At 70.0% G+C, this 26,337-nt stretch carries 21 protein-coding genes and 1 pseudogene; 12 read left to right on the forward strand and 10 right to left on the reverse strand.

Translation table 11 applies throughout. The features are described 5' to 3' along the window. Window positions 1–38: 38 nt before the first annotated feature. The gene (locus ACW4TU_RS29365; RefSeq protein ID WP_457417917.1) at window positions 39–1,013 is read right to left on the reverse strand and encodes a bifunctional lysylphosphatidylglycerol flippase/synthetase MprF; all 975 of its coding nucleotides are present in this window, start codon (window positions 1,011–1,013) and stop codon (window positions 39–41) included. Continuing rightward, the gene (locus ACW4TU_RS29370; protein WP_457417919.1) at window positions 997–1,461 is read right to left on the reverse strand and encodes a hypothetical protein; all 465 of its coding nucleotides are present in this window, start codon (window positions 1,459–1,461) and stop codon (window positions 997–999) included. The genes ACW4TU_RS29365 and ACW4TU_RS29370 overlap by 17 nt, the downstream gene beginning before the upstream one ends. Before the next feature lie 343 nt (window positions 1,462–1,804). Between ACW4TU_RS29370 and ACW4TU_RS29375 the strand changes: the two genes are divergently transcribed. Then, window positions 1,805–2,452, forward strand: a complete 648-nt coding sequence (locus ACW4TU_RS29375) for a dihydrofolate reductase family protein (protein WP_457417921.1) — start codon at window positions 1,805–1,807, stop codon at window positions 2,450–2,452. A 63-nt stretch (window positions 2,453–2,515) separates the two neighbouring features. Here the strand turns inward: ACW4TU_RS29375 and ACW4TU_RS29380 are convergent, their stop codons facing one another. Continuing rightward, window positions 2,516–3,457 carry a ribokinase gene (locus ACW4TU_RS29380; protein WP_457430378.1) on the reverse strand — a complete coding sequence of 314 codons (942 nt, stop codon included), beginning with the start codon at window positions 3,455–3,457 and terminating at the stop codon, window positions 2,516–2,518. Window positions 3,458–3,844: 387 nt separating this feature from the next. Here ACW4TU_RS29380 and recD2 point away from each other — a divergent pair, with 387 nt between their 5' ends. Together recD2 and ACW4TU_RS29390 are read left to right on the forward strand one after the other, a co-directional pair. Further along, window positions 3,845–6,109, forward strand: coding sequence for an SF1B family DNA helicase RecD2 (gene recD2 / locus ACW4TU_RS29385; protein WP_457417923.1), 2,265 nt, complete (start codon window positions 3,845–3,847; stop codon window positions 6,107–6,109). A gap of 251 nt (window positions 6,110–6,360) precedes the next feature. Then, window positions 6,361–7,659, forward strand: a complete 1,299-nt coding sequence (locus ACW4TU_RS29390; protein ID WP_319090156.1) for a citrate synthase — start codon at window positions 6,361–6,363, stop codon at window positions 7,657–7,659. A gap of 683 nt (window positions 7,660–8,342) precedes the next feature. On the opposite strand, the gene ACW4TU_RS29395 is transcribed toward ACW4TU_RS29390, so the two are convergent. Both ACW4TU_RS29395 and ACW4TU_RS29400 read right to left on the reverse strand, forming a co-directional pair. Next, window positions 8,343–10,673: a heavy metal translocating P-type ATPase gene (locus tag ACW4TU_RS29395; RefSeq protein WP_457417926.1), complete on the reverse strand. Its 2,331-nt coding sequence runs from the start codon at window positions 10,671–10,673 to the stop codon at window positions 8,343–8,345. Window positions 10,674–10,692: 19 nt separating this feature from the next. Then, window positions 10,693–10,932 carry a heavy-metal-associated domain-containing protein gene (locus ACW4TU_RS29400; RefSeq protein ID WP_457417928.1) on the reverse strand — a complete coding sequence of 80 codons (240 nt, stop codon included), beginning with the start codon at window positions 10,930–10,932 and terminating at the stop codon, window positions 10,693–10,695. Window positions 10,933–11,093: 161 nt separating this feature from the next. On the opposite strand from ACW4TU_RS29400, the gene ACW4TU_RS29405 reads away from it, so the two are divergent. After that, on the forward strand, window positions 11,094–12,137 hold the full coding sequence (locus ACW4TU_RS29405) for a zinc-dependent alcohol dehydrogenase family protein (protein ID WP_457417930.1): 1,044 nt from the start codon (window positions 11,094–11,096) through the stop codon (window positions 12,135–12,137). A gap of 65 nt (window positions 12,138–12,202) precedes the next feature. Here ACW4TU_RS29405 and ACW4TU_RS29410 read toward each other — a convergent pair whose 3' ends face one another. Both ACW4TU_RS29410 and ACW4TU_RS29415 read right to left on the reverse strand, forming a co-directional pair. After that, window positions 12,203–12,403: a helix-turn-helix transcriptional regulator gene (locus ACW4TU_RS29410; RefSeq protein ID WP_055525705.1), complete on the reverse strand. Its 201-nt coding sequence runs from the start codon at window positions 12,401–12,403 to the stop codon at window positions 12,203–12,205. Window positions 12,404–12,682: 279 nt separating this feature from the next. Next, window positions 12,683–13,621: a sugar phosphate isomerase/epimerase family protein gene (locus ACW4TU_RS29415; protein WP_457417932.1), complete on the reverse strand. Its 939-nt coding sequence runs from the start codon at window positions 13,619–13,621 to the stop codon at window positions 12,683–12,685. A 201-nt stretch (window positions 13,622–13,822) separates the two neighbouring features. Between ACW4TU_RS29415 and iolC the strand changes: the two genes are divergently transcribed. From iolC to ACW4TU_RS29445, 6 genes and pseudogenes are all read left to right on the forward strand, one after another. Then, window positions 13,823–14,773 carry a 5-dehydro-2-deoxygluconokinase gene (iolC, locus tag ACW4TU_RS29420; protein ID WP_457417934.1) on the forward strand — a complete coding sequence of 317 codons (951 nt, stop codon included), beginning with the start codon at window positions 13,823–13,825 and terminating at the stop codon, window positions 14,771–14,773. Then, on the forward strand, window positions 14,770–15,723 hold the full coding sequence (locus ACW4TU_RS29425; protein WP_457417936.1) for a Cgl0159 family (beta/alpha)8-fold protein: 954 nt from the start codon (window positions 14,770–14,772) through the stop codon (window positions 15,721–15,723). Before iolC ends, ACW4TU_RS29425 begins: the two co-directional genes overlap by 4 nt. Before the next feature lie 23 nt (window positions 15,724–15,746). Beyond that, window positions 15,747–15,959, forward strand: a pseudogene (locus ACW4TU_RS29430) (5-deoxy-glucuronate isomerase); the annotation flags it as partial. Between the two features lie 47 nt (window positions 15,960–16,006). Next, window positions 16,007–17,911, forward strand: a complete 1,905-nt coding sequence (gene iolD / locus ACW4TU_RS29435) for a 3D-(3,5/4)-trihydroxycyclohexane-1,2-dione acylhydrolase (decyclizing) (protein WP_457417938.1) — start codon at window positions 16,007–16,009, stop codon at window positions 17,909–17,911. A gap of 14 nt (window positions 17,912–17,925) precedes the next feature. Further along, window positions 17,926–19,428 (forward strand): CoA-acylating methylmalonate-semialdehyde dehydrogenase, encoded by a 1,503-nt coding sequence (gene mmsA / locus ACW4TU_RS29440; RefSeq protein WP_457417940.1) that lies wholly within the window; start codon window positions 17,926–17,928, stop codon window positions 19,426–19,428. Window positions 19,429–19,539: 111 nt separating this feature from the next. Beyond that, on the forward strand, window positions 19,540–20,241 hold the full coding sequence (locus ACW4TU_RS29445) for a 2-phosphosulfolactate phosphatase (protein ID WP_457417942.1): 702 nt from the start codon (window positions 19,540–19,542) through the stop codon (window positions 20,239–20,241). A gap of 102 nt (window positions 20,242–20,343) precedes the next feature. Here the strand turns inward: ACW4TU_RS29445 and ACW4TU_RS29450 are convergent, their stop codons facing one another. From ACW4TU_RS29450 to ACW4TU_RS29460, 3 genes are all read right to left on the reverse strand, one after another. Beyond that, window positions 20,344–20,910 (reverse strand): hypothetical protein, encoded by a 567-nt coding sequence (locus ACW4TU_RS29450; protein ID WP_457417944.1) that lies wholly within the window; start codon window positions 20,908–20,910, stop codon window positions 20,344–20,346. 344 nt (window positions 20,911–21,254) lie between these two features. Next, window positions 21,255–22,100, reverse strand: coding sequence for an SCO4651 family lipoprotein (locus ACW4TU_RS29455; RefSeq protein WP_457417946.1), 846 nt, complete (start codon window positions 22,098–22,100; stop codon window positions 21,255–21,257). A 71-nt stretch (window positions 22,101–22,171) separates the two neighbouring features. Next, window positions 22,172–22,645 (reverse strand): GNAT family N-acetyltransferase, encoded by a 474-nt coding sequence (locus ACW4TU_RS29460; RefSeq protein ID WP_457417948.1) that lies wholly within the window; start codon window positions 22,643–22,645, stop codon window positions 22,172–22,174. A gap of 117 nt (window positions 22,646–22,762) precedes the next feature. Here ACW4TU_RS29460 and ACW4TU_RS29465 point away from each other — a divergent pair, with 117 nt between their 5' ends. Next, window positions 22,763–25,429 (forward strand): alpha/beta fold hydrolase, encoded by a 2,667-nt coding sequence (locus ACW4TU_RS29465; protein WP_457417950.1) that lies wholly within the window; start codon window positions 22,763–22,765, stop codon window positions 25,427–25,429. After that, window positions 25,426–26,313, forward strand: coding sequence for an ABC transporter permease (locus ACW4TU_RS29470; RefSeq protein ID WP_457417952.1), 888 nt, complete (start codon window positions 25,426–25,428; stop codon window positions 26,311–26,313). The genes ACW4TU_RS29465 and ACW4TU_RS29470 overlap by 4 nt, the downstream gene beginning before the upstream one ends. The last annotated feature ends 24 nt before the right edge of the window (window positions 26,314–26,337 follow it).

Consider the following 26,337-nt stretch of genomic DNA (forward strand, 5'->3'; position numbering starts at 1 on the left):
TCTGCTGTGTACCGGGGAGATCGGGCATACCGGGATGATCAGAAGGCGTTGGTCTCCCGCCCGAGCCGCCACAACGCACCCGGCCGTACCCGTCCCTGGAAAGCGATGTACTCGGGCAGCACGACATGCGGCGCCCATTTCTCCTTGTAGTCGAGCTGTGCGGCGGCGGGATAGATCCGCTCACCGTGCTCACCGAGAAAACGCACGACACGGGCCACCATTTCACTGGCGCCCGGCATTTCAAGGGCCGGATCGAGCCCGACGAAGGGAGTGAACCCGAAGTGCAGCCATTGGCCACCGCCTTCACCGGTCATTCGCTCGATCGCGGTCGAGTTGAGGAGTTCCATGGTGCCGGGCGGGGCATCGGTGCGGCGCCGGCTGAGATCGTGCAGCCAGCCCGGACGGCTGCCGAAGGCGGGGGAGTAGCTGATGTATCCCACGACGCGCCCGTCGACGGTGCCGGTGAATACGCGCTGATGCTTCTGCTCGGGCCCGTCGCGCTCCCCGACGAGAAACCGAAGCTCTTTCGTTCGTTTCCCTTTCCCTCGCAGCCATTCACGGTCGAGGAGGTCGAGCTCGCCCGAGGTGTCGCAGCGGCCGGCCTCGGCGACCTCCACCCCTGCCCGCCGGGCCCGGGAGATCTTGTTGCGCAGCCGCACGAACGGCGACCCGCGCAGGGTGAACCGCTCCAGATCGACGGCGTACGAAGCCCCCAGCTGGTTCACGGTGAACCCGCGGGACGCGTACAACCGGGCGTCATCAGCCTGCAGTTGTACGGCGATGACGCGCCGCCGCCCGGCCGCGGCCCGGTCGAGAAACGCGTCCAGCAGCCCGGCACGGTCGCCGGGCGCGGCGAGGGGACCGCCGAGCTGGAGGAGATGACGCCCCGCCGGCCGAAAGGCACAGACGCCGTCGTGGTGATCGTCGAGAAAGAACTCGTTCCCGGTGTTGAGGGCGAGGAAAGCGCTGGGATTGTCGGCGTGCGCCGCCACCAGATCAAACACGGACGGCATCGCGCGCCCTCCCGCCGTAAGCCCGCTGGAATGTCGCGAAGTCCGGATGCGTGGATGGCTCGAAGGGCACACCGAAGGGTTTCAGGGAGTTCCCGAAAAGGGCCCGGTCGCCCATGAGGTGAATCGGCAGCGCGAGCAACGCCCATTCCGCACCGACCAGCCAGCTCCACAGTCCCGCGAACACGGCCCAGGTCACAAGTGAGTGCATGAGATTGTAGGCGACGTAATATCCCCGCCCGATACGTCCGTCAGGGCTTCCCCGATAAGCGATGGCGCCCGGGATGTACCCGAGGACATCGATGACGAGAAACAGGGAAACGAAAAGCCACCAACGGATCTCGGAAAGATGCGTCAGAGCGGCGACGGAGGAGACGACGAGAGCGACCGACCACTCAAGCCGGGCGAGCCGAAACGTGGTTCTGGTGTGGAAGAGATTCCTGGCATCCAAAAAGGCCCCCGTACACCCGGAGTGAGATTCTCACCTGTCTTACGGCCCGGGCCGGGGCGTCCCTCGCACGCCGGCCGAAAAAGTCCTGGCCTCCCGTACAACCCTCTCCCCACCTGGCGGGTCGTACGTGGCATCGGGGCTTCTGGAGGGGGATCCGGGGGGATCGCGGGGGTTTCGATACGGAGGGGAAGCCGAGGGGGCCCGGTCGACGGACCGGGCCCCCTCGATGCTGAACCCGACCGGCGGGCGACACCACCTCCGGCTACCTTGAGGTCCTGGGAAGAACTGGCGAAGCTCGACCAGCACCAGGACTCGACCAGCCGCAGGAACGGAGTCGCCGCACATGTCACTCGTCCGCGTCCACAACTTCTCCATCTCGCTCGACGGTTACGGCACCGGTGAGGGGCTGAGCCTTGAGGCGCCGTTCGGCCACGCGGGCCACAGGCTGCACGAGTGGATGATGACCACCCGCTTCTGGCACGACATGGTCGGCGAACCCGGAGGAACCGCCGGCCTCGACGACGCCTTCGCGCGGCAGTTCGCGCCCGGGATCGGCGCCGAGATCATGGGCGCGGCGAAGTTCGGCCCGCCCGGCTGGCACGAGGACCCGGAGTGGAAGGGGTGGTGGGGGCCCAACCCGCCCTTCCACACCCCGGCCTTCGTCCTCACCCACCACCAGCGCCCGCCGATCGAGATGGAGGGCGGCACGACGTTCCACTTCCTCGACGCACCGCCCGCCAAGGCGCTCGAGACGGCCCGCGAGGCAGCGGGCGGCGAGGACGTACGCATCGGCGGTGGACCCACCGTGGTCCGCGACTTCCTCGCGGCCGGGCTCATCGACCACCTGCACATCGTGGTGGTCCCGATCCTGCTCGGCAGGGGCGTACGCCTCTGGGACGGACTGGAGGGCCTTGAGAAGGACTACGAGGTAGAGGCCACCTCTTCGCCCAGCGGAGTCACGCATGTGACGTTCACGCGTGCGGGTCGCTGAACCGGAATCCGACTCAGAAGAAATCCCCGCACCGCGACAGCGCATTGGCGTACGGCCGGGGGGTCAGGGGGTGTCCCCCGGGAGAGCACGGCACAGCGCCTCGACCTCCGCAGCCGTGGGGAAGGAATCCTGGGCCCCCGCCCGCGTCACCGCGGCCGCGCCCACCCGGGCCGCGTACGCCGCCGCCTGGGCCAACGACTCACCCGCGCCCAGCCGCCACGCCAGCGCGGCGGTGAACGCGTCGCCCGCCCCCGTCGTGTCCACGGCGTCCACGGGCACCGACGGCACCCGCACCCGCTCCCCGGCCCGTACGGCGACCAACGCGCCCTCCGCGCCCAGGGTGATGACGACCGAGCGCGGCCCGAGCGCGAGCAGCGTCTTCGCCCAGTCCTCCGGCGAGTCGCCCAACTCGGCGTCAGCACCGGCGATCACCCGGGCCTCGTGCTCGTTCACGATCAACGGGTCGCAGACGGCCAGGACTTCACGCGGCAGCGGGCGAGGAGGGGACGGGTTCAGGACGAACCGGCCCTCGGGAGACAGGTTCCGTACGACCTCCACAACCGAGTCCAGCGGAATCTCCAGCTGTGCCGACACCACCCGCGCGGCCTGGAACAGGCTCCCCGCGGCCCGGATGTCCTCGGGCGACAGCCGTCCGTTGGCGCCCGGAGACACCACGATGCTGTTGTCACCGGACGGGTCCACCGTGATCAGCGCGACGCCCGTCGGAGCCCCGCCCACCAGGACGCCCACCGTGTCGACACCGGCGTCCCGCATCGAGTCGAGCAGCAGGCGGCCGTGGCCGTCGTTGCCGACCCGGGCCAGCAACGCCGTACGGGCCCCCAACCGGGCTGCGGCGACCGCCTGGTTGGCGCCCTTGCCGCCCGGGTGGACGACCAGGTCGGATCCGAGCACGGTCTCACCGGCGGCGGGCCGTCGCTCGACCACGGTGACCAGGTCGGCGTTGGCCGATCCCACGACCAGCAGGTCGTAGTCGTCGTCGTACATGAACAGTCTCCGTTGCATCGAGTCCGGGTGACTCTCAGTATTCCCGGTGTTGCCGCCGGGAAGGTCCGTGACGGTGTCACCGGAGCCCGAGTTGCTCGCGTCCGGTGTCCTGTCGACGCTCTCCCGCTTCCGTCCCCTTGCGCTGGTCTGGTGGGTGAGCCGGCGCCGCAGTTCCCCGAACGCCGCGACGCAGACACGGCGGGACAGACGCCGGTTGCGGTACGTCAGCGTCTGCTTACGCCGGTCACCGCCACCGGAGGCCCCGGCGGGCGACAGGAGCGGCGTCACGGCCATGTGATCGGCACCTGTGTGATCATCACCCGGGACTGGGTCCGCCCCCGGCACCGACAGGACGGCACTGTCAGCGCCAAGCGGTAGCGTCGGATCATGTCGAAACAGGCGGGCGGCCCGAAGCAGGCGGCGCAGGGGGAACGGCACCTGGCCGTCCTCGAGGGCGTCCTGGAACGGATCACCTACGCCAACGAGGAGAACGGCTACACGGTCGCCCGCGTCGACACCGGCCGCGGCGCCGGTGACCTCCTCACGGTCGTGGGCGCGCTGCTCGGCGCCCAGGCCGGCGAGTCGCTGCGCATGGAGGGCCGTTGGGGCTCCCACCAGCAGTACGGCAAACAGTTCACGGTCGAGAACTACACGACCGTCCTGCCCGCCACCATCCAGGGCATCCGCCGCTATCTGGGCTCGGGCCTGGTCAAGGGCATCGGCCCGGTCTTCGCCGACCGGATCACCCAGCACTTCGGCCTGGACACCCTCCGGATCATCGAGGAGGAGCCCAAGCGGCTCATCGAGGTGCCGGGCCTCGGCCCCAAGCGGACCGCGAAGATCGCCGACGCCTGGGAGGAGCAGAAGGCGATCAAGGAGGTCATGCTCTTCCTCCAGAGCGTCGAGGTGTCCACGTCCATCGCCGTGCGCATCTACAAGAAGTACGGTGACGCCTCGATCTCCGTCGTCAAGAACCAGCCCTACCGCCTCGCCTCCGACGTCTGGGGCATCGGCTTCCTCACCGCCGACAAGATCGCCCAGTCCGTCGGCATCCCGCACGACAGCCCCGAGCGCGTCAAGGCGGGCCTCCAGTACGCCCTTTCGCAGTCCACCGACCAGGGCCATTGCTATCTCCCCGAGGAGCGGCTGATCGCGGACGCGGTGAAGCTCCTCCAGGTCGACACGGGCCTCGTCATCGAGTGCCTCGCCGAACTCGCGGCACCCCCGGAGGAGGGCGAGGACCCCGGCGTCGTACGGGAGAAGGTCCCCGGCCCCGAGGGCGACTCGGAGTCCGTGACAGCCGTCTACCTGGTCCCCTTCCACCGCGCCGAACTCTCCCTCTCCGCCCAGCTGTTGCGCCTCCTGCGTACCGGTGAGGACCGCATGCCCGCCTTCCACGACGTGGACTGGGAGAAGGCGCTGGCCTGGCTCCAGGGGCGTACGGGGGCCGATCTCGCCCCCGAGCAGGAGGCCGCCGTCCGGCTCGCGCTGACGCAGAAGGTCGCCGTCCTCACCGGCGGTCCCGGCTGCGGCAAGTCCTTCACGGTCCGCTCGATCGTGGAGCTGGCGCGCGCCAGGAAGGCCAAGGTCGTGCTGGCCGCCCCGACGGGCCGCGCCGCCAAGCGCCTGGCCGAACTCACCGGCGCCGAGGCCTCCACCGTCCACCGCCTCCTGGAGCTGAAGCCCGGCGGCGACGCTGCCTACGACAGGGACCGCCCCCTCGACGCCGACCTGGTGGTGGTGGACGAGGCCTCGATGCTGGACCTGCTGCTCGCCAACAAGCTGGCGAAGGCGGTCGCGCCGGGCGCGCACCTGCTGTTCGTCGGGGATGTGGACCAACTCCCCAGCGTCGGCGCCGGCGAGGTCCTGCGGGACCTGCTGGCCGACGGCAGCCCGGTGCCCGCCGTCCGCCTCACCAAGGTCTTCCGGCAGGCCCAGCAGTCGGGCGTGGTGACGAACGCGCACCGGATCAACTCCGGGCAGCATCCGGTCACCGACGGCATGAAGGACTTCTTCCTCTTCGTCGAGGACGACACGGAGGAGGCCGGCCGGCTCACCGTGGATGTGGCCGCACGACGAATTCCGGCCAAGTTCGGTCTCGATCCCCGGCGGGACATCCAGGTGCTCGCGCCGATGCACCGGGGTCCGGCGGGCGCCGGAAACCTCAACGGGCTGCTCCAGCAGGCGATCACACCGGGCCGCCCCGACCTCCCCGAGAAGCGGTTCGGCGGCCGGGTTTTCCGCATCGGCGACAAGGTCACGCAGATCCGCAACAACTACGACAAGGGTGAGAACGGCGTCTTCAACGGCACCGTCGGCGTCGTCACCTCCCTCGACGAGGTGGAACAGCGCCTCACCGTGCTGACGGACGAGGACGAGGAAGTGCCGTACGACTTCGATGAGCTGGACGAACTCGCCCACGCCTACGCCGTGACCATCCACCGCTCCCAGGGCAGCGAGTACCCGGCGGTGGTCGTCCCGGTCACCACGGGCGCGTGGATGATGCTCCAGCGCAACCTTTTGTATACGGCCGTCACCCGGGCGAAGAAGCTCGTGGTCCTTGTCGGTTCACGCAAGGCGATAGGCCAGGCGGTGCGCACGGTGTCGGCGGGACGGCGCTGTACCGCACTGGACTTCAGGCTGCGGTCGTAGCCGCGGCAGCCATGGCCGCCCGCCGTGACCGGCGCAACGATCGCGAAAAATGATCGATCAAATGAGTCACAAAGGTCACAGGAGACTTCCGGAACCAGGGCGAAGGGGGGCAGGATGAGTAGCTTGGCGGCACTCAGTGCCGCCAATAGGCCCAATGGTCGACCCCGAGTGCACTCTCCTGCGCCAAATGGGGGATGGTAGAGACAGTCAGGGCACCTCGAAGAAGAGGCACAACGTCGGTGAGGGATGACGTGAGCGAGCACACCAACAACGCTGTAGTACTGCGGTTCGGCGACGGCGAGTACACCTACCCGGTGATCGACAGCACCGTCGGCGACAAGGGCTTCGACATCGGGAAGCTCCGCGCTCATACCGGTCTGGTGACGCTGGACAGCGGCTACGGAAACACCGCCGCCTATAAATCCGCAATCACCTACCTCGATGGTGAGCAGGGCATCCTCCGGTACCGCGGATACCCGATCGAGCAGCTCGCCGAGCGCTCCACCTTCCTCGAGGTGGCGTTCCTGCTGATCAACGGTGAGCTTCCGACCGTGGACGAGCTCTCCGTGTTCAAGAACGAGATCACGCAGCACACCCTGCTGCACGAGGACGTCAAGAACTTCTACCGCGGCTTCCCCCGCGACGCGCACCCGATGGCGATGCTGTCGTCGGTCGTCTCGGCGCTGTCGACCTTCTACCAGGACAGCCACAACCCGTTCGACGAGAAGCAGCGCAACCTCTCGACGATCCGGCTGCTCGCCAAGCTTCCGACGATCGCCGCGTACGCGTACAAGAAGTCGATCGGTCACCCGTTCGTCTACCCGCGCAACGACCTCGGTTACGTCGAGAACTTCCTCCGCATGACGTTCTCGGTGCCGGCGCAGGAGTACGACCTCGACCCGGTCGTGGTCTCCGCCCTGGACAAGCTGCTGATTCTGCACGCCGACCACGAGCAGAACTGTTCGACGTCGACGGTCCGTCTGGTCGGTTCGTCGCAGGCCAACATGTTCGCGTCGATCTCGGCCGGCATCTCCGCGCTCTGGGGCCCGCTGCACGGCGGAGCCAACCAGTCCGTGCTGGAGATGCTGGAGGGCATCAAGACGAACGGCGGCGATGTCGACGCCTTCATCCGCAAGGTGAAGAACAAGGAGGACGGCGTCCGCCTGATGGGCTTCGGCCACCGGGTGTACAAGTCCTTCGACCCGCGCGCGAAGATCATCAAGGCTGCCGCGCACGACGTCCTCTCGGCCCTCGGCAAGTCCGACGAGCTGCTGGACATCGCGCTGAAGCTGGAGGAGCACGCGCTCTCCGACGACTACTTCGTCTCGCGCAACCTCTACCCGAACGTCGACTTCTACACGGGCCTCATCTACCGCGCGATGGGCTTCCCGACCGAGATGTTCACGGTCCTGTTCGCGCTGGGCCGCCTCCCGGGCTGGATCGCCCAGTGGCACGAGATGATCAAGGAGCCCGGCTCGCGCATCGGCCGCCCGCGCCAGATCTACACGGGCGTGGTGGAGCGGGACTTCGTGCCGGTCGAGCAGCGCTGATTCCGTACCGCCGGGTGGGCTTGCGCGATCACGCCAGTTCACCCGGCGAGTGAGTCACAGGCGAACGAGTCACAAAGGAACAGAACAAAGCGGAAGGCGCCCTGCCGACGGTCCCCCCACGGGCCGGCGTACAGGGCGCCTTCCCATGTCCCGGTGCGGATTCCCCCCACGGGATCCGGCCGGGCGTTTCGGAGGACAGCGCCTGAATTCGCTATCACTTGTGCGGGCTGCCGAAGCAACCGTTGTTGTGCGCACCGCCATAGTGACGGGTGTTGAGCAAAACGAGCAAAACTCGCCGTACTCATGCTGTGTGCGGTCTGCCGGGACGCGCACGCTGGGGTGGGCCGCTCAAGCTTCCCGGTGTACGTGTCCCGGCAACGCAGCTCCGAGGACGTCCCCCAAGACATCCCCAGACGTCATCCAGCGCCCCCCAAGACGCTGTCTGACATCGCCAACTTAGACCTTCGAAGCCCTTCGATGGTTACGTTCACAGCACTGTGATCCGCGTCTCTCGCATATGTCCTTTAGGTACGCCAGATCCCGGTTGTCGCGACCGGGGCCAAGCGTAAGGATGATGCGCGAGCCTTGTGAAGAGCTTATGTGAGGCTGGCGTTGGACTCCATAGGGACTAGGACACCTACTTGCGCGTACTGCCGGTAACTTTGGCCGGTCAGGGCCCGATCTCAGCGGAACGTGCGCAGACGGAGGCTGTTCGTCACCACGAACACCGAGGAGAAGGCCATCGCGGCCCCCGCGATCATCGGGTTCAGCAGTCCGGCGGCGGCCAGCGGCAGCGCGGCCACGTTGTAGCCGAACGCCCACAGCAGGTTGCCCTTGATGGTCGCGAGCGTCTTCCGGGACAGCCGGATGGCGTCGGCGGCCACTCGTAGATCCCCGCGCACCAGTGTCAGATCGCTCGCCTCGATCGCCGCGTCCGTGCCCGTACCCATCGCCAGGCTCAGATCGGCGGTGGCCAGCGCCGCCGCGTCGTTCACCCCGTCGCCGACCATCGCGACGGTCCGCCCCTCGCCCTGCAGCCGCCGTACGACGTCGACCTTCTCCTCGGGCAGGACCTCGGCGATCACCTGGTCGATCCCGACGGCCTTCGCCACCGCCTCCGCGACCGCCCGGTTGTCCCCGGTCAGCAGCACCGGCGTGAGCCCCAGCGCGCGCAGCTCGCGCACGGCCTCGGCGCTGGTCTCCTTGACCGCGTCGGCGACGGTGAGGACACCGCGCGCCACACCGTCCCAGGCCACCACGACGGCCGTACGTCCGTTGCTCTCGGCCTCCGCCTTCGCGTGGGCCAGTTCCTCCGGGAGCGACCCCGCAGGCCCGTCCACGAGCCGTCCGACGGCCACCTCGTGCCCGTCCACGCGCCCGCGCACGCCCCGCCCGGGCACGTTCTCGAAGTCCTCGGCCTCCGGCAGCGCCCCGACCCGCTCAGCGGCCCCGGCGGCCACCGCTCGGGCGACCGGGTGCTCGGAGGCGTGTTCGAGGGCGCCCGCGAGCCGCAGTACCTGCTTCTCGTCGGTACCCTCGGCGACGTACACCTCCTGGAGGGTCATCCGGCCCGTGGTGACCGTGCCCGTCTTGTCCAGGACGATCGTGTCGACGCGGCGCGTGGACTCCAGGACCTCGGGGCCCTTGATGAGGATGCCGAGCTGCGCCCCGCGCCCCGTACCGACCATCAACGCGGTCGGCGTGGCGAGGCCCAGCGCACACGGGCAGGCGATGATCAGGACGGCGACGGCGGCGGTGAAGGCGGCGACCGTGTCACCCGTGACGCCGAGCCAGACCCCGAACGTACCGAGCGCGATCAGCAGCACCACCGGCACGAAGATCCCGGAGATCCGGTCGGCGAGCCGCTGCACCTCGGCCTTGCCGTTCTGCGCGTCCTCCACCAGCCGGGCCATCCGCGCGAGCTGGGTGTCCGTACCGATGCGGGTGGCCTCGACGACCAGCCGGCCCCCGGCGTTCACGGTCGCGCCCGTGACGGAGTCCCCGGCTCCCACGTCGACCGGCACGGACTCGCCGGTCAGCATCGACGCGTCGACCGCCGAAGCACCCTCGACGACCGTGCCGTCGGTGGCGATCTTCTCCCCGGGCCGTACGACGAACCGGTCCCCGATCGCCAACTCGCCGACGGGGATGCGCACTTCACGCCCGCCCACCCGTCTCCCGCCGCCGCCCTCAACCGAGAGCGCTTCGCGCTCGCCCTGCTCGTATCGCAGCACGGAAACGTCCTTGGCGCCCAGTTCCATGAGGGCCCGTAGCGCCGCGCCCGAGCGCCGCTTGGCGCGGGCCTCCAGATAGCGCCCCAGCAGGATGAACGCGACGACCCCGGCGGCGACTTCGAGATAGATCTCCGAGGTGCCGCCCGTACGGGACGCGGTGAACGAGAAGCTCTCCCGTATCCCCATCCCCTCCATGCCCGGCATCACCGGTCTGCCCGCGTCGCCCCAGAACAGCGCCCCCAGGGACCAGCCGTACGCGGCGAGCGTGCCGACCGACACCAGGGTGTCCATGGTGGCCGCGCCGTGTCGCGCGTTGGTGAACGCGGCCCGGTGGAACGGCAGTCCGCCCCAGACGACGACCGGCGAGGCCAGCGTCAGCGCGAGCCACCGCCAGTTGTCGAACTGGAGCGCGGGAACCATGGACATCAGGACGACGGGCGCGGCGAGCAGCACGGAGACGGCGAGCCGCTGCCGCAGACCGGCCAGCTCGGGGTCTTCGTCCCGCCCGGCCGCGGGTGTCTCCGTCACGGCCGGTGGGGGCGGCTCCTCGGCCGTGTACCCCGTCTTGACGACGGTGGCGATGAGGTCGTCGACCCTGACCCCGTCCCCGTACGCGATCTTCGCCTTCTCCGTCGAGTAGTTGACCGTGGCGAGGACGCCGTCCATCCGGTTGAGCTTCTTCTCGACGCGGGCCGCGCAGCTGGCACACGTCATCCCGCCGATGGTCAGCTCGACCTCGTGGGGCGTGACGGTCGGGGTCTCGGTGCCGGTACTGGTCATGGTCGCCGCGTCCGTCCGGTCAGACCCGGGCGGCGAGCTCGAAGCCGGCCTCGTCCACCGCGGCGCGCACGGCGGCCTCGTCGAGCGGGGCCTCGGACACCACGGTGACCTCACCGGTCGCGGCGACGGCCTTCACCGAGGTGACGCCGGCGAGCTCGGAGAGCTCACTCGAAACCGAGCCTTCGCAGTGCCCGCAGCTCATGCCGGTCACCTGGTAGACGGCGGTGACGGAACCGGGGGTGTCGGTCTGGGCGGTCATGTCGTTGCTCCTCTTCGAAGTCTCATCGAGGTGTCATCCAGGCACCGTCGTGGCGCACGTGCCCTGTGAGTCTCACACTACTATACCCCTGGGGGGTACTTCTCTCGTGTCGGTGGCAAGATCTCCGGTACGGGGGACGGCGACGGTGAGGGCGAGGACGTATGCGTGCGGTGGTGTTCGAGCGGTACGGGGAGCCGGCCGAGGTGCGGGAGGTGCCGGACCCGGTGCCCGCGCCGCACGGCGTCGTGGTGCGCGTCGAGGCCACCGGGCTGTGCCGGAGCGACTGGCACGGCTGGATGGGCCACGACCCCGACATCGCGCTGCCGCACGTGCCCGGCCATGAACTCGCCGGTGTCGTCGAGGCGGTCGGCGCCGGGGTGAGCGGCTGGCGGGCCGGGGACCGGGTCACGGTGCCCTTTGTCTGCGCCTGTGGGAGCTGCCCGTCCTGCGCGGCCGGTGACCAGCAGGTGTGCGAGCGGCAGACCCAGCCCGGGTTCACGCACTGGGGTTCGTTCGCGGAGTTCGTGGCGCTGGAGCACGCCGACGTGAACCTCGTCGCCATGCCGGAGGGGATGTCCTTCGGGACGGCGGCCTCGCTGGGCTGCCGGTTCGCGACGGCGTACCGGGCGGTGGTCCAGCAGGGGCGGGTGGCGGCGGGGGAGTGGGTCGCCGTGCACGGCTGCGGGGGTGTCGGCCTCTCCGCCGTGATGATCGCGGCGGCCTCCGGTGCCCGGGTCGTCGCGGTCGACGTGTCCCCCGGAGCACTGGAACTGGCCCGGAAGTTCGGCGCGGTGGAGTGCGTCAACGCGGCCACCATCGACGACACGGCAGCGGCGGTACGTGAACTGACGGGCGGCGGAGCTCAGTTGTCGCTCGACGCGCTCGGCTCACCAGTCACGTGCGCGGCCTCGGTGAACGGCCTGCGCCGCCGCGGCCGACACGTCCAGGTAGGCCTGCTCCCGTCACCCACAGGCTCAACACCCGTCCCGATGGCCCGCGTTGTCGCCCTTGAACTCCAACTGCTGGGCAGCCACGGCATGGCCGCCCACACCTACCCACCGATGCTGGAACTGGTGGGGGCGGGCGTCCTGCGACCGGATCTGCTGGTCACATCCACCATCCCGCTGACCGGATCCCCGGCCGCGCTGGCGAAGATGGGGGCGGCACCTGGCGCGGGGGTCACGGTCATCGAGCCGTGGCGCTGACCTGGGCGGCGCCGGCCACGAACTGTGCCCCACCGGTGAGTGGGGCACAGGGAGCAAGAGGTGTCTCAGTCGTCCCTTCGGCCGCGGTTGCCCGGGCGGGCCGCGACCCACGCCCGCACCGTGTCCGCGTACCAGTAGGGCTTGCCGCTCTCCACGTGGTCGGGGGCGGGCAGCAGGCCGTGTTTGCGGTACGAGCGCACGGTGTCGGGCTGGACGCGGATGTGCGCGGCGATCTCTTTGTACGACCAGAGCCGTCGGTCGGTCATCGGTGCACCTCCCTGCGCGTACGTCACGGGGTCGGCCAGGGTCGGCCGTCGGGGGAGCCGGACGCTGCGCTTGGCGATCACAAGGCCATTGCCCGTTGAACGACTTCGGTGACCCTGGGTCATTGTCTGTTGACACGATGTGACGCAGAACCCGCGTACGCGCGACATGTGTGACGAGAAGGGGGTTTTTGTGACACGAGTGACACAAAGGCGTACGCCCGCAGACCGGAGTGGCACGTTGACCCGCGGGGCGTACGCCGATATCGGACGAGGGGCGGATCAGGCCCCGCAGGACCTCAGGAACGCGCGGGTCCGCTGCGCGATCGGCAGCGGCTTGTCCGGCTCGCACGGGTACATGTCCTGCTCGACGATCGCGAACAGGTCCACGTCCAGCTTCTGGGCGGCGGCCAGGACGGGCCCCAACTCCGGTACGCCGGCCGGAGGTTCGCACATGACACCGCGGGCCACCGCCGGGCCGAACGGGACCTCGTTCGCCTTGACGTCCGCCAGGATCTCCGGGTCGACCTGCTTGAGGTGCAGATAGCCGATCCGCTCGCCGTAGGTCTCGATCAGCTTGACGCTGTCGCCGCCGCAGTAGGCGTAGTGGCCCGTGTCCAGGCACAGCGAGACGAGCGAGGAGTCGGTGCCGTCGAGGAAGCGTGTGACGTTCGCCTCGCTGTCGATGTGCGTGTCCGCGTGCGGGTGGACGACGATCTGGAGGCCGTACCGCTCCCGCACCTCGTGTCCGAGCCGCTCGGTCAGCGTGGTCAGGTTGCGCCACTGCTCGGGCGTCAGCGTGTCCGCCTCCAGCACCTCACCGGTCTTGTCGTCCCGCCAGAAGGACGGGATGACCACCAGGTGGGACGCGCCCATGGCCTGGGCGAGCACCGCGTTGTCCGCGACATGCGCCCAGGTCTTCTCCCAGACGGACTCGCCGTGGTGCAACCCGGTGAAGACCGTGCCGGCGGACACCTTCAGCCCGCGCCTGGCCGTCTCCTCGGTGAGAACGGCCGGGTCGGTCGGCAGGTACCCGTAGGGGCCCAGCTCGATCCACTCGTAGCCGGACTGCGAGACCTCGTCGAGGAAGCGCTGCCAGGGAACCTGCTGGGGATCGTCCGGGAACCACACGCCCCAGGAGTCGGGCGCCGAGCCGACCCGGATGCGTGACAGCGGGGAACCCGACGGGGAGGAAGCGGAGGAAGGGGACGACGTAGTCATGGGCGTCAGCTTCAGTCGACGCCGGGACGCGTGTCAAGGTCTGGTCCGAATGTCCGGACAAAGTATTGACAGGGCTCAGTGAGGCGGGCTAGACCTGACTACGAGCCGCTCTGCCGACCGCTGTGCCGACCACTGTGCGAGCCGTGCCAACCACGTGAGCCGCTCGAGTCGCTTGAGCCGAAGAACCGCGAAGGGAAGTCGATGGCGTACGACCTGATCACCATGGGGCGGATCGGAGTGGACCTGTATCCACTGCAGACCGGTGTGCCGCTCGCCCAGGTGACGTCCTTCGGAAAGTTCCTCGGCGGTTCGGCGACGAACGTCGCGGTCGCCGCGTCCCGCCTCGGGCGGAGCACCGCGGTGATCACCCGGACCGGCGACGACGCCTTCGGGCGCTATCTGCACGACGCCCTGCGCGACTTCGGCGTCGACGACCGCTGGGTCACGTCGGTCCCCGGCCTCAACACCCCGGTCACGTTCTGCGAGGTGTTCCCGCCGGACGACTTCCCGCTGTACTTCTACCGGCAGCCCAAGGCGCCGGATCTTGAGATCGACGCCCACGAGCTGGACCTGGACGCGGTCGGCGAGGCGAGCATCTTCTGGGTCACGGGCACCGGCCTGAGCGAGGAGCCCAGCCGCACGGCGACCCTGGCCGCCCTCGCCCACCGCGCCAAGTCCGGTACGACGGTCTTCGACCTCGACTGGCGCCCCATGTTCTGGAAGGACCCGGCGCAAGCGCGCCCGTTCTACACCGAGGCCCTGCGCCACACCACCGTCGCCGTCGGCAACCTCGACGAGGTGGAGGTGGCGACCGGCGTACGCGAGCCGCACGCCGCCGCCCGCGCCCTCCTCGACGCCGGAGTCGAACTGGCGGTCGTCAAGCAGGGCCCGAAGGGTGTTCTCGCCGTCAACAGCAAGGGCGAGACGGCCGAGGTGCCCCCGCTCCCGGTGACCGTTCTCAACGGCCTCGGCGCCGGTGACGCCTTCGGTGGCTCTCTCTGCCACGGCCTGCTCGAAGGCTGGGACCTGGAGCGCATCATGCGGCACGCCAACGCGGCCGGCGCGATCGTCGCCTCCCGCCTGGAGTGCTCGTCGGCGATGCCCACCCCGACCGAGGTCGAGGCGGCACTCGCGGCGGGAGCGGTGCGATGACTTCCACCGCATCCATCGGCAACGGCTCAGGTGCAGGCGCCGGTATCCGTACAGGCACCAGCCCCCTTGCCCCCGTCGACATCTCCGCCCTCGCCTCAACCCGCGCCCGTCACCCCGAGGCCGTTGCCGAAGCCGCCGCCCGGCGGACCCGGCGCCCCCTCCTCGGGGACTCCGGGCGGCTGATGATCGTCGCCGCCGACCACCCGGCCCGCGGCGCCCTCGGGGTCGGCAGCCGCAAGCTGGCCATGGCCAACCGGGCCGACCTGCTCGAACGGCTGTGCCTCGCGCTCTCCCGCCCCGGTGTCGACGGGGTCCTCGCCACCGCCGACATCCTGGACGACCTGCTCCTCCTCGGCGCCCTCGACGGCAAGGTCGTCATGGGGTCGATGAACCGCGGCGGCCTCTCCGGCGCGAGCTTCGAACTCGACGACCGTTTCACCGGCCACCGTCCCGAGGACATGGCACGCCTCGGCTTCGACGCCGGCAAGCTGCTCGTGCGCATCGACTACGACGACCCGGGCTCCCTCACCACCCTGGAGTCCACGGCCCACGCGATCGACGCGATGGCCGAGCGCCGACTCCCGCTCTTCGTCGAGCCGTTCATCAGCAGCCGCGGCCCCGACGGCAAGCTCCGCAACGACCTCTCCGCCGAGGCCGTCACCAAGTCCATCGCCATCGCGTCCGGCCTGGGCGGCAGTTCGGCGTACACCTGGCTGAAGGTCCCCGTCACCGAGAACCCGGACGACATGGCCGAGGTCATGCAGACCTCCACCCTGCCCGCCGTGCTGCTCGGCGGCGAGGTCGGGGACGACCAGGACGGCGCGTACGAGAAGTGGCGCGGCGCGCTCCAACTCCCCACCGTCCAGGGCCTGGTGGTCGGCCGCTCGCTGCTGTACCCGGCGGACGGCGATGTGTCCGCCGCCGTGGACACCGCCGTCGGACTGCTGTGAGGCGCGCGATGACCGAAGGGTACGGCGCCTGTACCGTGCGGGCGGAGTCCGGCACGGCGCACAACGAGTTCCAACTCCTGGGCGGAGAAAGGGTGTTCGCGTCGGTCGCCGACCTCGCACACACACCCCGGAACGCCCGGGCACTGATCGCCTCCGGCGCGGGAGGCCGCTTCGCCCTGGCAGGAGCGAAGTGTGGGCGACGACTCCCCGCTCGCTACGGCCCCGCGCCGGAGGTCCACTTGGCACACCCGGTCAGCATCACGGACAGCACAGGGGGACACCGATGACCCCGTCCACCTCGATCTCCGTCCCCACGACGAGGCTCACGGTCGCGCAGGCGCTCGTACGCTTCCTGGCCGCCCAGTACACCGAGCGGGACGGCGTCCGCCGCCGCCTGATCGGGGCCACCTGGGGCATCTTCGGCCACGGGAACGTCGCCGGGCTCGGCCAGGCGCTCGTCGAGTACGCCGACGACATGCCGTTCCACCAGGGCCGCAACGAACAGTCCATGGTGCACGCGGCAGTTGGTTACGCGCGGCAGTCCAACCGCCTCTCCACACACGCCGTGACGACGTCCATCGGCCCCGGCGCCACCAACCTCGTCACCGGCGCCGCGCTCGCCACGATCAACCACCTCCCGGTCCTGCTCCTCCCCGGCGATGTCTTCGCGACCCGCCCGGCGGACCCGGTCCTCCAGCAGCTCGAAGTCCCGTACGCCGGTGACGTGTCGGTCAACGACTGTCTGCGCCCGGTGTCGAGGTACTTCGACCGGGTCACGCGCCCCGAGGCGCTGATCCCGGCGGCGCTGCAGGCGATGCGCATCCTCGCCGACCCCGTCGAGACGGGCGCCGTGACTCTCGCTCTCCCGCAGGACGTTCAGGCCGAGGCGTACGACTGGCCGGACGAGTTCTTCGCCGACCGCGTGTGGCACGTACGCCGCCCGGCCGCCGACGCGGACGAACTGACCGAAGCGGTACGGGCGATCCGCGCCGCCCGCCGCCCCCTGATCGTCGCGGGCGGCGGAGTCCACCACAGCCGCGCCGAGGAGGCGTTGGCGGAGTTCGCCTCGGCGACCCGCATCCCCGTCGCCTCCACCCAGGCCGGCAAGGGCTCCCTGCGCCACGACCACCCCCAGGACGTGGGCGGCATCGGCCACACCGGAACGGCGACGGCCGACGAACTCGCCCGCCTGGCAGACCTGGTGATAGGCGTCGGCACCCGCTACACGGACTTCACGACAGCCTCCAACACCCTGTTCGCGGCGCCGGACGTCCGCTTCCTGAACCTCAACATCGCCCCGTACGACGGCCACAAGCTGTCCGCCACCCCGCTGATCGCGGACGCCCGCAGCGCCCTGGAACAGCTGACGGAGGCACTGGCGCTCCACGGCCACCGGGTCACGGACGAGTACACCCGCGAGTACACCGAGGACAAGGAACGCTGGGAACAGCGCGTCGACGCCGCCTACGAGGCCGACGAGCCGGACGTACGCCCGACGCAGCCGCAGGTGCTGGGCGCGCTGGACGCCCTCGCCGACGAGTCGGACATCATCATCAACGCGGCCGGCTCACTCCCCGGTGACCTGCACAAACTCTGGCGCGCGCGGTCGCAGGACCAATACCACCTCGAATACGGCTATTCCTGCATGGGATACGAGATCCCGGCCGCGATCGGTGTGAAACTGGCGGCGCCCGAGCGTCCCGTATGGGCGCTGGTGGGCGACGGCACGTACCTGATGATGCCGACGGAGATCGTGACGGCCGTACAGGAGGGGATCGCCATCAAGCTCCTCCTGATCCAGAACCACGGCTACGCGTCCATCGGCGGCCTGTCGGAATCGGTGGGCGGCGAGCGCTTCGGCACCGCCTACCGCTATCAGGCGGACGACGGTACGTACACGGGTGCTCCGCTGCCCGTGGACCTGGCCGCCAACGTGGCGAGCCTGGGCATGCGCGTCCTGCGCGCGAAGACGGTACGGGAGCTGCGGGCGGCGCTCGCCGAGGCCCGTACCGCCGACACTCCCACTTGTGTCTACGTCGAGACGGAAACGGCAGACACAGTGTCGGGCGCGCCTCCGGCGCAGGCCTGGTGGGATGTTCCTGTGGCCGAGACCGCGACCCGCCCGTCAGCGGTCAAGGCACGTGAGCTGTACGAACGGCACGTCTCTACCCGACGCCGCCATCTGTGAAGGAGAACCTGGGCATGACGAAGATCGTCAACCACTGGATCGGCGGCAAGACCGTCGAGGGCGCGTCGGGCACGTACGGGCCGGTCACCGACCCCGCGACCGGCGCGGTCACCACGAACGTCGCCTTCGCGACGGTCGACGAGGTCGACGCGGCCGTAGCCGCGGCCAAGGACGCGTACGCGACCTGGGGCACCTCGTCGCTCGCCAAGCGGAGCGCCATCCTCTTCAAGTTCCGCGCGCTGCTGGACGCCAACCGCGACGCGATCGCCGAGCTGATCACGGCGGAGCACGGCAAGGTGCACAGCGACGCGCTCGGCGAGGTCGCCCGCGGCCTGGAGATCGTCGAACTCGCGTGCGGCATCACCGTGCAGCTGAAGGGCGAGCTGTCGACGGAGGTGGCGAGCCGCGTCGACGTCTCGTCGATCCGCCAGCCCCTCGGCGTCGTCGCGGGCATCACGCCGTTCAACTTCCCGGCCATGGTGCCGATGTGGATGTTCCCGATCGCCATCGCGTGCGGCAACACCTTCGTGCTGAAGCCGTCCGAGAAGGACCCGTCGGCGGCCATGAAGCTCGCCGAGCTGTTCGCCGAGGCGGGCCTGCCCGACGGCGTCTTCAACGTCGTCCACGGCGACAAGGTGGCGGTCGACCGCCTCCTGGAGCACCCGGACGTCAAGGCCGTGTCCTTCGTCGGCTCGACACCCATCGCCCGCTACATCCACACCACGGCCTCGGCGAACGGCAAGCGCGTCCAGGCCCTGGGCGGCGCCAAGAACCACATGCTGGTCCTCCCGGACGCGGACCTGGACGCGGCGGCCGACGCCGCCGTCTCCGCCGCCTACGGCTCGGCGGGCGAGCGCTGCATGGCGATCTCGGCCGTGGTCGCGGTCGGCGCGATCGGCGACGAGCTGGTGGACAAGATCCGCGAGCGCGCCGAGAAGATCAAGATCGGCCCCGGCAACGACCCCACTTCCGAGATGGGCCCGCTGATCACCGCCGTCCACCGCGACAAGGTGGCCTCGTACGTCACCGGCGCGGCGGCCGAGGGCGCGGACGTCGTCCTGGACGGCAGCGGCTACACGGTCGACGGCTTCGAGGACGGCCACTGGATCGGTATCTCGCTCCTCGACAAGGTGCCGACGTCCGCGAAGGCCTACCAGGACGAGATCTTCGGCCCGGTGCTGTGCGTGCTCCGCGTGGACACGTACGACGAGGGCGTGGCGCTGATCAACAGCTCCCCCTTCGGCAACGGCACGGCGATCTTCACCCGGGACGGCGGCGCCGCGCGCCGCTTCCAGCTGGAGATCGAGGCCGGCATGGTCGGCGTCAACGTCCCGATCCCCGTCCCGGTGGGCTACCACTCGTTCGGCGGATGGAAGGACTCCCTCTTCGGGGACCACCACATCTACGGCAACGACGGCACCCACTTCTACACCCGCGGCAAGGTCGTCACGACCCGCTGGCCGGACCCGGCGGACGGCCCCTCGGGCGTCGACCTGGGCTTCCCGCGCAACCACTGAGCCACCCCTCCACGCATGCCCGCCGACCTACTGTTTCCAGGTCGGCGGGCATCGCCATGATGTGCGTCACTCTCGAAGTGCTCCGGTCGGGCGTACGCGATCATGCTGAGCATGGACGCTCATTTCCTCGGTATCCCCGAGCTGGCCGAAACCCCGTCCGTGGCGGTCGTGGTCGACGTCATGCGTGCCTTCACGGTGGCTGCCTGGGTCTTCGCCCAGGGGGCGGAAAAGATCGTTCTCGCCGAGTCCCTGGACGACGCGCTGGCGCTCAAGGCTGCCCACCCCAACTGGATGACGCTCAAGGACGGGCCGCCCGCACCCGGGTTCGACATGGTCAACTCGCCCGGCATGCTGCGGTCTGCCGACCTTCGCGGACGGACCGTCGTACAGAAGACCACGGCGGGGACGGTCGGCGCCCTCGCGGTCAGGGAGGCGTCGCTGGTGCTGTGCGCCGGCTTCGTGGTGGCGGAAGCGACGGCCCGGCTCCTGCGGACACGCCAGAGCGACAGTGTCACGTTCGTGGTCACCGGCGAAGACGGACAGGCCGACGAGGACCTGGCGTGCGCTCAGTACATCGCCCGGCGAGCCACCGGGGCCGGCACGGATCCCACCGGTTTCCTCCGCCGCGCCGCCGAGTCACGCGCCGCCACCGAACTGACGGAGGGCGTGCGCCAGGGCGTCCACCCCGACGACGTGGCACTCTGCCTTGAGCTCGACCGGTTCCCCTTCGCCATGACGGCGAGCCCGGAAGGCGAGCTCATGGTTCTACGCCCGCACGCCATGCCTTCGCCGACGGAGGGCGCTCCGATCTGATCGCCGGCGCGGCGGAGGCCCACGCGGGACGGTTTCCGGGAGAGGCCTGCCAGAGCATCGGGCGTCAGGTCAGCCGCAGCCGACACTGCCGTTCACGTGGCCTCATCCACCCTGGGCCACGACGTCCGTGATCTCCACGGACACCTTCGTGGTCGCCGAAGCGGTGCTGATCGAAGTGGGCGTGAAATTCAGGCTCGTCCGGTCCGTCAACTCGGCCGTCTCAATGACCGGGCCGGACTCGTCGCCGCGGACCTCATAGGTGATCTCGTACACCGCGTCCGGGTCGATGTCCTCGCTGTCGCCCAGGTACGTCAAGTCCGGCTCGACCGTCACGTTGCAGCCCGCCGAGCCGAAACACTGGCGCGCGGTGGTGCGCAACCCGATCGTGAAGCTGTCGGCGTCGACCTCGGCGTACGTTGGCGTCGGGTCTGGTTCAGCCACGGTGTTGGTCACGACGTCTTCGTCCGGGACGCTCGACTTGGTGGCGGTGGCCGCCTTGCTGTCGTTGTCTGTGGACTGCACGACGACGATGCCGGTGGTGACGACCGCGGCGATGACGGCAGCGGCCGCGCCAATGATGATCGCGTTGGTGCGGTTCTTCTTCCCCTTCACCACCGGCTGCTGCGGTGGCGGGAAGCCGGGCATGGGTGGTGGCGTGCTGTCGGTCATGGTCCCCCCCAAGGACGGCGTGTACAGGAGGGCATCATGCGTCCTCATGTGTGCCGTGTGGAGGTGGTATGCCCGTGTTATGCCCCCAGATGAGTGAAGGCTCCCGGACCCTGCTGGACGACGCGCGACGGACGGGGACAACGCCACGAGATCAGATCTGGACGGGTCCCTCCTCGTCGTCGACGTCCGGGGCGTCCGCGGCGGTCGCCGCTGTCCCGGCGTGGCACTCGTCGAACGCGAGGACTCGGGCCGCAACCACAGAGTCCGTCCCCGCTCCACGACGATGGGCCCGCCTCCTTCCGGAGGCGGGCCCATCGACCTGCACGCGTGCCAAGAGCCGCCGCTCAGCCCTGCTGCTTGGTGGCCGCCTTGAGCAGCGCGCTGACGTCCGCGGTCTGTGCCGCCGGTGGCGGTGTGACCTTGGCCGTGGCGCCGAACTTCCGGAAGTCCATGGTGACGGTCATCTTCCCGACCACCTGCTTGAGCCGGACCGGCAGGTCCTTGTCGCCGACCCAGAGATCCATGTCGATGGAAGTCCCGCCGCCGGTCATCGAGTTGATGAGGCTGCTCTTGTCGCCGTAGGCGTCCTTCAGCTTGCCCAGCCGGGTGGTGTCGATGAGGGCCCGGTAGTGGGTCGTGCGCTGCCCGTTCAGGGTCTGCTCGCCGAGGTTCTTCGCGTCCTGCGCGTACTTGAGGCTGCGCATGGCGGCCGACGGGCTGCCGCCCCCGGTGCTCCCGCTGAGCGCCTGGGCGCCTTTCTCGCCGAACACGGCCGAGCCGTCGATCTTCATCCACTCCTTGCCCTTGAGGGGGCCGGAGGGCTGCGGGTCCACGTCGTAGTAGTAGTCGCTGTCCACGAACAGCACGCGGATGGTCGGCGCGTCCTGGACCGCCTGCATCTGCGCGGCCTTGGTGTCCACCTCGACGTCGTACGCGAACCCGTCACCCCAGGAGTACGTGCCATCCATGGGAATCGGGCCCTTGCCGTTGCCCAGGTCCGTGGTCATGGAGACCTCGGCGGACCCCAACTGCTCGGTCCGGTCGGTCGCCCGGCCCAGCGCCGCCATGATCGTGCCGGTGTCGTCCACCGCGTCGGCGGCGTGCTTGACGCTCTCCGCGCCGCACCCGGAGACCGCGACCAGTGTCACCGCCGTGAACCCCACCCAGGCAGCGGTGTGCCGCAGCTTCATGTGTCCCCACCCAATAGCTGTGTGTCCTTTGTGAACACGGAATTACTGAACTGTAGTGCGAAGTACTGACATCACTGCGAAGAGTTTTCGCACCCTTGACCGAACTCCCAGCCCACCACCGCACACACCCCGTCATCCTTCCCGCCCGCACTCCGATACGTGGCGAGGGCGACCTCATTGTCGGTATCGACCAGCACCCACATCCCATAGCACCCGAGTTCACGCCCCAGCCCCGCCAGCCGCTCCACCAGCGCCCGCCCGATCCCCCGGCGCCGGTGCGACCCGGCCACTCCCAGCTCGTACAGCAGCATCTCCGCACCCTTGTCGGGGTGGACGGTCTCGACGCCGCTCACAAAGCCGACGGGGGCTACCGCTTCGGCGGGCTCGTAGGCCAGGAACAGGTGATGCCCGGCCGACGTCAGGAAGCGTTCCGCCCACTCCGTGCGGACCGGGTGGTCGAAGAGGTGTTCGGCGGCGGCCAACTCGGCGACCGTCGTGGCGCGGCGAATCTCCACGGACCGAACCTCCACAGGCTGGATCTCCATGGGCCCGTTCGTACCACGTCTGGTGTACGCCGGCCCCGGGCCGTACGCCCGCAGGATGGCGGAAGGTTCCGACCGGTGGTTGGCCCGGATGTCGGTGGTGGCCCGTACCGTTGACGTATGGATCTTCGAATGCCCGGACTGCGGGGAGCGCGGCCCCGGCGGCCACGGCGGATGGTCGCCGTCGTGGCCGCCGCTGTCGTCCTGCTCGCCGGTGCCGGTACGTGGACGGCCGTCGCCTCCGACGACGCGCCCGCGGTGCACCGCGCCGACCGGGTCATGGACATGGGCGGCGGGGTGCGCATCGACACCTCGTACTTCACCGCGGGTCCGGACTCCGACCGCCGCCCCGCCGTCCTCCTCGCGCACGGCTTCGGCGGCAGCAAGGACGACGTACGGTCCCAGGCGCAGAAACTCGCCCGCGACGGGTACGCGGTGCTCACCTGGTCCGCCCGGGGCTTCGGCAGATCGACCGGGAAGATCGGGCTGAACGACCCGAAGACCGAGGTCGCCGACGTCTCGAAACTCATCGACTGGCTGGCCGCGCGCCCCGAGGTCCAGCTCGACAAGAAGGGCGACCCGCGCGTCGGTATGGCCGGCGGGTCCTACGGCGGCGCGATCTCCCTCCTCGCCGCCGGGTACGACGACCGGGTCGACGCCATCGCGCCCGCGATCACCTACTGGAACCTCGCGGACGCCCTGTTCCCGGGCGGCGTCTTCAAGAAGCAGTGGGCCGGCATCTTCATCAACACCGGCGGCGGCTGCGACCGGTTCGAGGCCGAGCTCTGCCGGATGTACGACCGGGTCGCCGAGGCCGGCAGGCCGGACACGGCGGCCACCGATCTCCTCGCCGACCGCTCGCCCTCCGCCGTCGGTGACCGCATCAAGGTGCCCACCCTGCTGATCCAGGGCCAGACGGACTCCCTCTTCCCGCTCGGCCAGGCCGACGCCGCCGCGAAGGCGATTCGCGCGGGCGGCGCCCCCGTGGACGTCGACTGGATCGCGGGCGGCCATGACGGCGGCGACCTGGAGACGAGCCGCGTCGAGTCCCGGATCACCTCCTGGTTCGACCGGTACCTGAAGGACGACAAGGGCGTCGACACCGGGCCCGCCTTCCGCGTCACCCGCACCGGCGGAATCGACTCCACCGACGGGGCGGCGACCCTGCGCGGCGCCACCTCGGACACCTACCCGGGGCTGGAGGCCGGTCAGCGCGAGGTCGCCCTGACCGGCAGGGAGCAGTCGTTCGACAACCCGGCCGGCGCCGCCCCGCCCGCCGTCTCCTCGCTGCCCGGCCTCGGTGCCGCAGGCGGCCTCTCCCAGCTCTCCTCCCTCGGAGTCGGCGTCTCGATCGACTTCCCCGGGCAGAACGCCCGCTTCGAATCGGCCCCGGTCGCCGACGACGTACGGATCACCGGTTCCCCCACGGTCACCGTCCACGTCAAGTCGACCAGCGAGGACGCCGTCCTCTTCGCCAAGGTGTACGACGTCTCCGCGAACGGCAGGCAGCAGGTCCTGCCCGGCCAGCTCGTCACCCCCCTCAGGGTCGAGGGCGCCAAGCAGGGCAAGGACGTCACGATCACCCTCCCGGCCATCGACCACGAGGTCGAACAGGGCCACCGCCTCCGCCTGGTCCTCGCCTCCACGGACCTCGGCTACGCGTCACCGGCCGCCCCGGCCACGTACACCGTCTCCGTCAAGAGCGACCTGAAGATCCCCACCGCCCCCGGCGTCACCACGGCCTCGGCCGGGCTGCCCGCCTGGGTGTGGTGGCTGCCCCTCGCGGGCGCCGCGATCGCCCTGGCCCTGCTCCTGTCCGGCCGCCGGCGTACGGCCGCACCGTCCGCCCCGGATCCCGACCTGGCCGAAGTCCCGCTCCAGATCACCGACCTGAGCAAGAAGTACGCCAAGTCCTCGGACCGGTACGCCGTACGGGACGTGTCGTTCCGCGTCGAGAAGGGCCAGGTCCTCGGACTCCTCGGCCCCAACGGCGCCGGCAAGACCACCACCCTGCGCATGCTGATGGGCCTCATCAGGCCCGACGGCGGCGAGATCCGCGTCTTCGGGCACGCCATCCGCCCCGGCGCCCCCGTCCTCTCCCGCGTCGGCGCCTTCGTCGAGGGCGCCGGCTTCCTCCCGCACCTCTCCGGCCGCGAGAACCTGGAGCTGTACTGGCAGGCGACGGGCCGCCCGGCCGAGGACGCCCACCTGGCGGAGGCCCTGGAGATCGCGGGCCTCGGCGACGCACTCGCGCGCGCGGTTCGCACGTACTCCCAGGGCATGCGCCAGCGCCTCGCCATCGCCCAGGCCATGCTGGGCATGCCCGACCTCCTCATCCTCGACGAGCCGACCAACGGCCTCGACCCGCCCCAGATCCGCGAGATGCGCGAGGTGATGATCCGGTACGCGGAGGCCGGCCGCACGGTGATCGTCTCCAGCCACCTGCTGGCGGAGGTCGAGCAGTCCTGCACGCACCTCGTCGTCATGGACCGCGGCAAGCTGGTCCAGGCGGGCCCGGTCAGCGAGATCATCGGCTCCGGCGACACCCTGCTCGTCGGCACCACCACCCCCGTGGAGGAGCCGGTCGTCGAGAAGGTGGCCGCCCTGCCGGGCATCGTCTCCGCCGTACGCACCGACGACGGCCTCCTGGTCCGCCTCGCCCCCGAGGACGGCAGCGCCCAGCGCCTCGTCGTCGAACTTGTCCGCCTCGAAGTGCCCGTGGAGTCGGTGGGCCCCCACCGCCGCCTCGAAGACGCCTTCCTCACCCTGATCGGAGGCTCCGCATGAGCACGACGAGCACCAACACGACGAACACGCTCGTGGAGCGGGCGGAGACGGCCGACGGGTACCGCGCCCGGCGGACACTGCCGCTGCGCGTCGAGCTGGTCCGCCAGCTCAAGCGCCGCCGTACGCTCGTCATGGGCGGCATTCTCGCCGCGCTGCCGTTCATCCTCGTCGCCGCGTTCGCGATCGGGGGCGAGCCCGGCGGACGCAACGGCCAGGTCACCCTGATGGACACGGCCACCGCGTCCGGCGCCAACTTCGTCTCCGTCAACCTCTTCGTCTCCGCGGGCTTCCTGCTCGTCATCCCCGTCGCCCTGTTCTGCGGGGACACGGTCGCCTCGGAGGCGAGCTGGTCCTCCCTGCGCTATCTGCTCGCGGCACCCGTGCCGCGCGCCCGCCTCCTCTGGTCCAAGCTCGCCGTCGCCCTCGGCATGAGCCTCGCCGCGATGGTCCTGCTGCCGGTCGTGGCCCTCGCGGTCGGTACGGCGGCCTACGGCTGGGGGCCACTGGAGCTCCCCACCGGCGGCTCACTCGCCGCGGGCACGGCGGCCCAGCGTCTGGTGGTGGTCGTGGGATACCTCTTCGTGTCCCAACTGGTCACCGCCGGACTGGCGTTCTGGCTGTCGACGAAGACGGACGCCCCCCTGGGAGCGGTCGGCGGCGCCGTCGGCCTGACCATCGTCGGCAACGTCCTGGACGCCGTGACGGCCCTCGGCGACTGGCGCGACTTCCTGCCCGCGCACTGGCAGTTCGCCTGGGCGGACGCCATCCAGCCCCGCCCGGAGTGGGGCGGCATGATCCAGGGGACGGCCGTCTCGGTAACGTACGCCCTCATCCTGTTCGCCCTGGCCTTCCGGGGTTTCGCCCGCAAGGACGTCGTCTCCTAGGTCACCGGAGGATCACCTACCGGT

This window comes from Streptomyces kryoterrae, assembly GCF_054072135.1.

What these genes read in the sequence shown, in the direction of transcription:
- ACW4TU_RS29450 (WP_457417944.1), bottom strand. Translation starts at nt 20,910, where the DNA reads ATGACCGACAGCACGCCACCACCCATGCCCGGCTTCCCGCCACCGCAG.
- ACW4TU_RS29400 (WP_457417928.1), bottom strand. Translation starts at nt 10,932, where the DNA reads ATGACCGCCCAGACCGACACCCCCGGTTCCGTCACCGCCGTCTACCAG.
- ACW4TU_RS29405 (WP_457417930.1), top strand. Translation starts at nt 11,094, where the DNA reads ATGCGTGCGGTGGTGTTCGAGCGGTACGGGGAGCCGGCCGAGGTGCGG.
- ACW4TU_RS29415 (WP_457417932.1), bottom strand. Translation starts at nt 13,621, where the DNA reads ATGACTACGTCGTCCCCTTCCTCCGCTTCCTCCCCGTCGGGTTCCCCG.
- mmsA (WP_457417940.1), top strand. Translation starts at nt 17,926, where the DNA reads ATGACGAAGATCGTCAACCACTGGATCGGCGGCAAGACCGTCGAGGGC.
- ACW4TU_RS29465 (WP_457417950.1), top strand. Translation starts at nt 22,763, where the DNA reads ATGGATCTTCGAATGCCCGGACTGCGGGGAGCGCGGCCCCGGCGGCCA.
- ACW4TU_RS29375 (WP_457417921.1), top strand. Translation starts at nt 1,805, where the DNA reads ATGTCACTCGTCCGCGTCCACAACTTCTCCATCTCGCTCGACGGTTAC.
- ACW4TU_RS29460 (WP_457417948.1), bottom strand. Translation starts at nt 22,645, where the DNA reads ATGGAGATCCAGCCTGTGGAGGTTCGGTCCGTGGAGATTCGCCGCGCC.
- ACW4TU_RS29470 (WP_457417952.1), top strand. Translation starts at nt 25,426, where the DNA reads ATGAGCACGACGAGCACCAACACGACGAACACGCTCGTGGAGCGGGCG.
- ACW4TU_RS29365 (WP_457417917.1), bottom strand. Translation starts at nt 1,013, where the DNA reads ATGCCGTCCGTGTTTGATCTGGTGGCGGCGCACGCCGACAATCCCAGC.
- ACW4TU_RS29425 (WP_457417936.1), top strand. Translation starts at nt 14,770, where the DNA reads ATGACTTCCACCGCATCCATCGGCAACGGCTCAGGTGCAGGCGCCGGT.
- iolD (WP_457417938.1), top strand. Translation starts at nt 16,007, where the DNA reads ATGACCCCGTCCACCTCGATCTCCGTCCCCACGACGAGGCTCACGGTC.
- ACW4TU_RS29445 (WP_457417942.1), top strand. Translation starts at nt 19,540, where the DNA reads ATGGACGCTCATTTCCTCGGTATCCCCGAGCTGGCCGAAACCCCGTCC.
- ACW4TU_RS29380 (WP_457430378.1), bottom strand. Translation starts at nt 3,457, where the DNA reads ATGTACGACGACGACTACGACCTGCTGGTCGTGGGATCGGCCAACGCC.
- ACW4TU_RS29410 (WP_055525705.1), bottom strand. Translation starts at nt 12,403, where the DNA reads ATGACCGACCGACGGCTCTGGTCGTACAAAGAGATCGCCGCGCACATC.
- ACW4TU_RS29455 (WP_457417946.1), bottom strand. Translation starts at nt 22,100, where the DNA reads ATGAAGCTGCGGCACACCGCTGCCTGGGTGGGGTTCACGGCGGTGACA.
- ACW4TU_RS29395 (WP_457417926.1), bottom strand. Translation starts at nt 10,673, where the DNA reads ATGACCAGTACCGGCACCGAGACCCCGACCGTCACGCCCCACGAGGTC.
- recD2 (WP_457417923.1), top strand. Translation starts at nt 3,845, where the DNA reads ATGTCGAAACAGGCGGGCGGCCCGAAGCAGGCGGCGCAGGGGGAACGG.
- iolC (WP_457417934.1), top strand. Translation starts at nt 13,823, where the DNA reads ATGGCGTACGACCTGATCACCATGGGGCGGATCGGAGTGGACCTGTAT.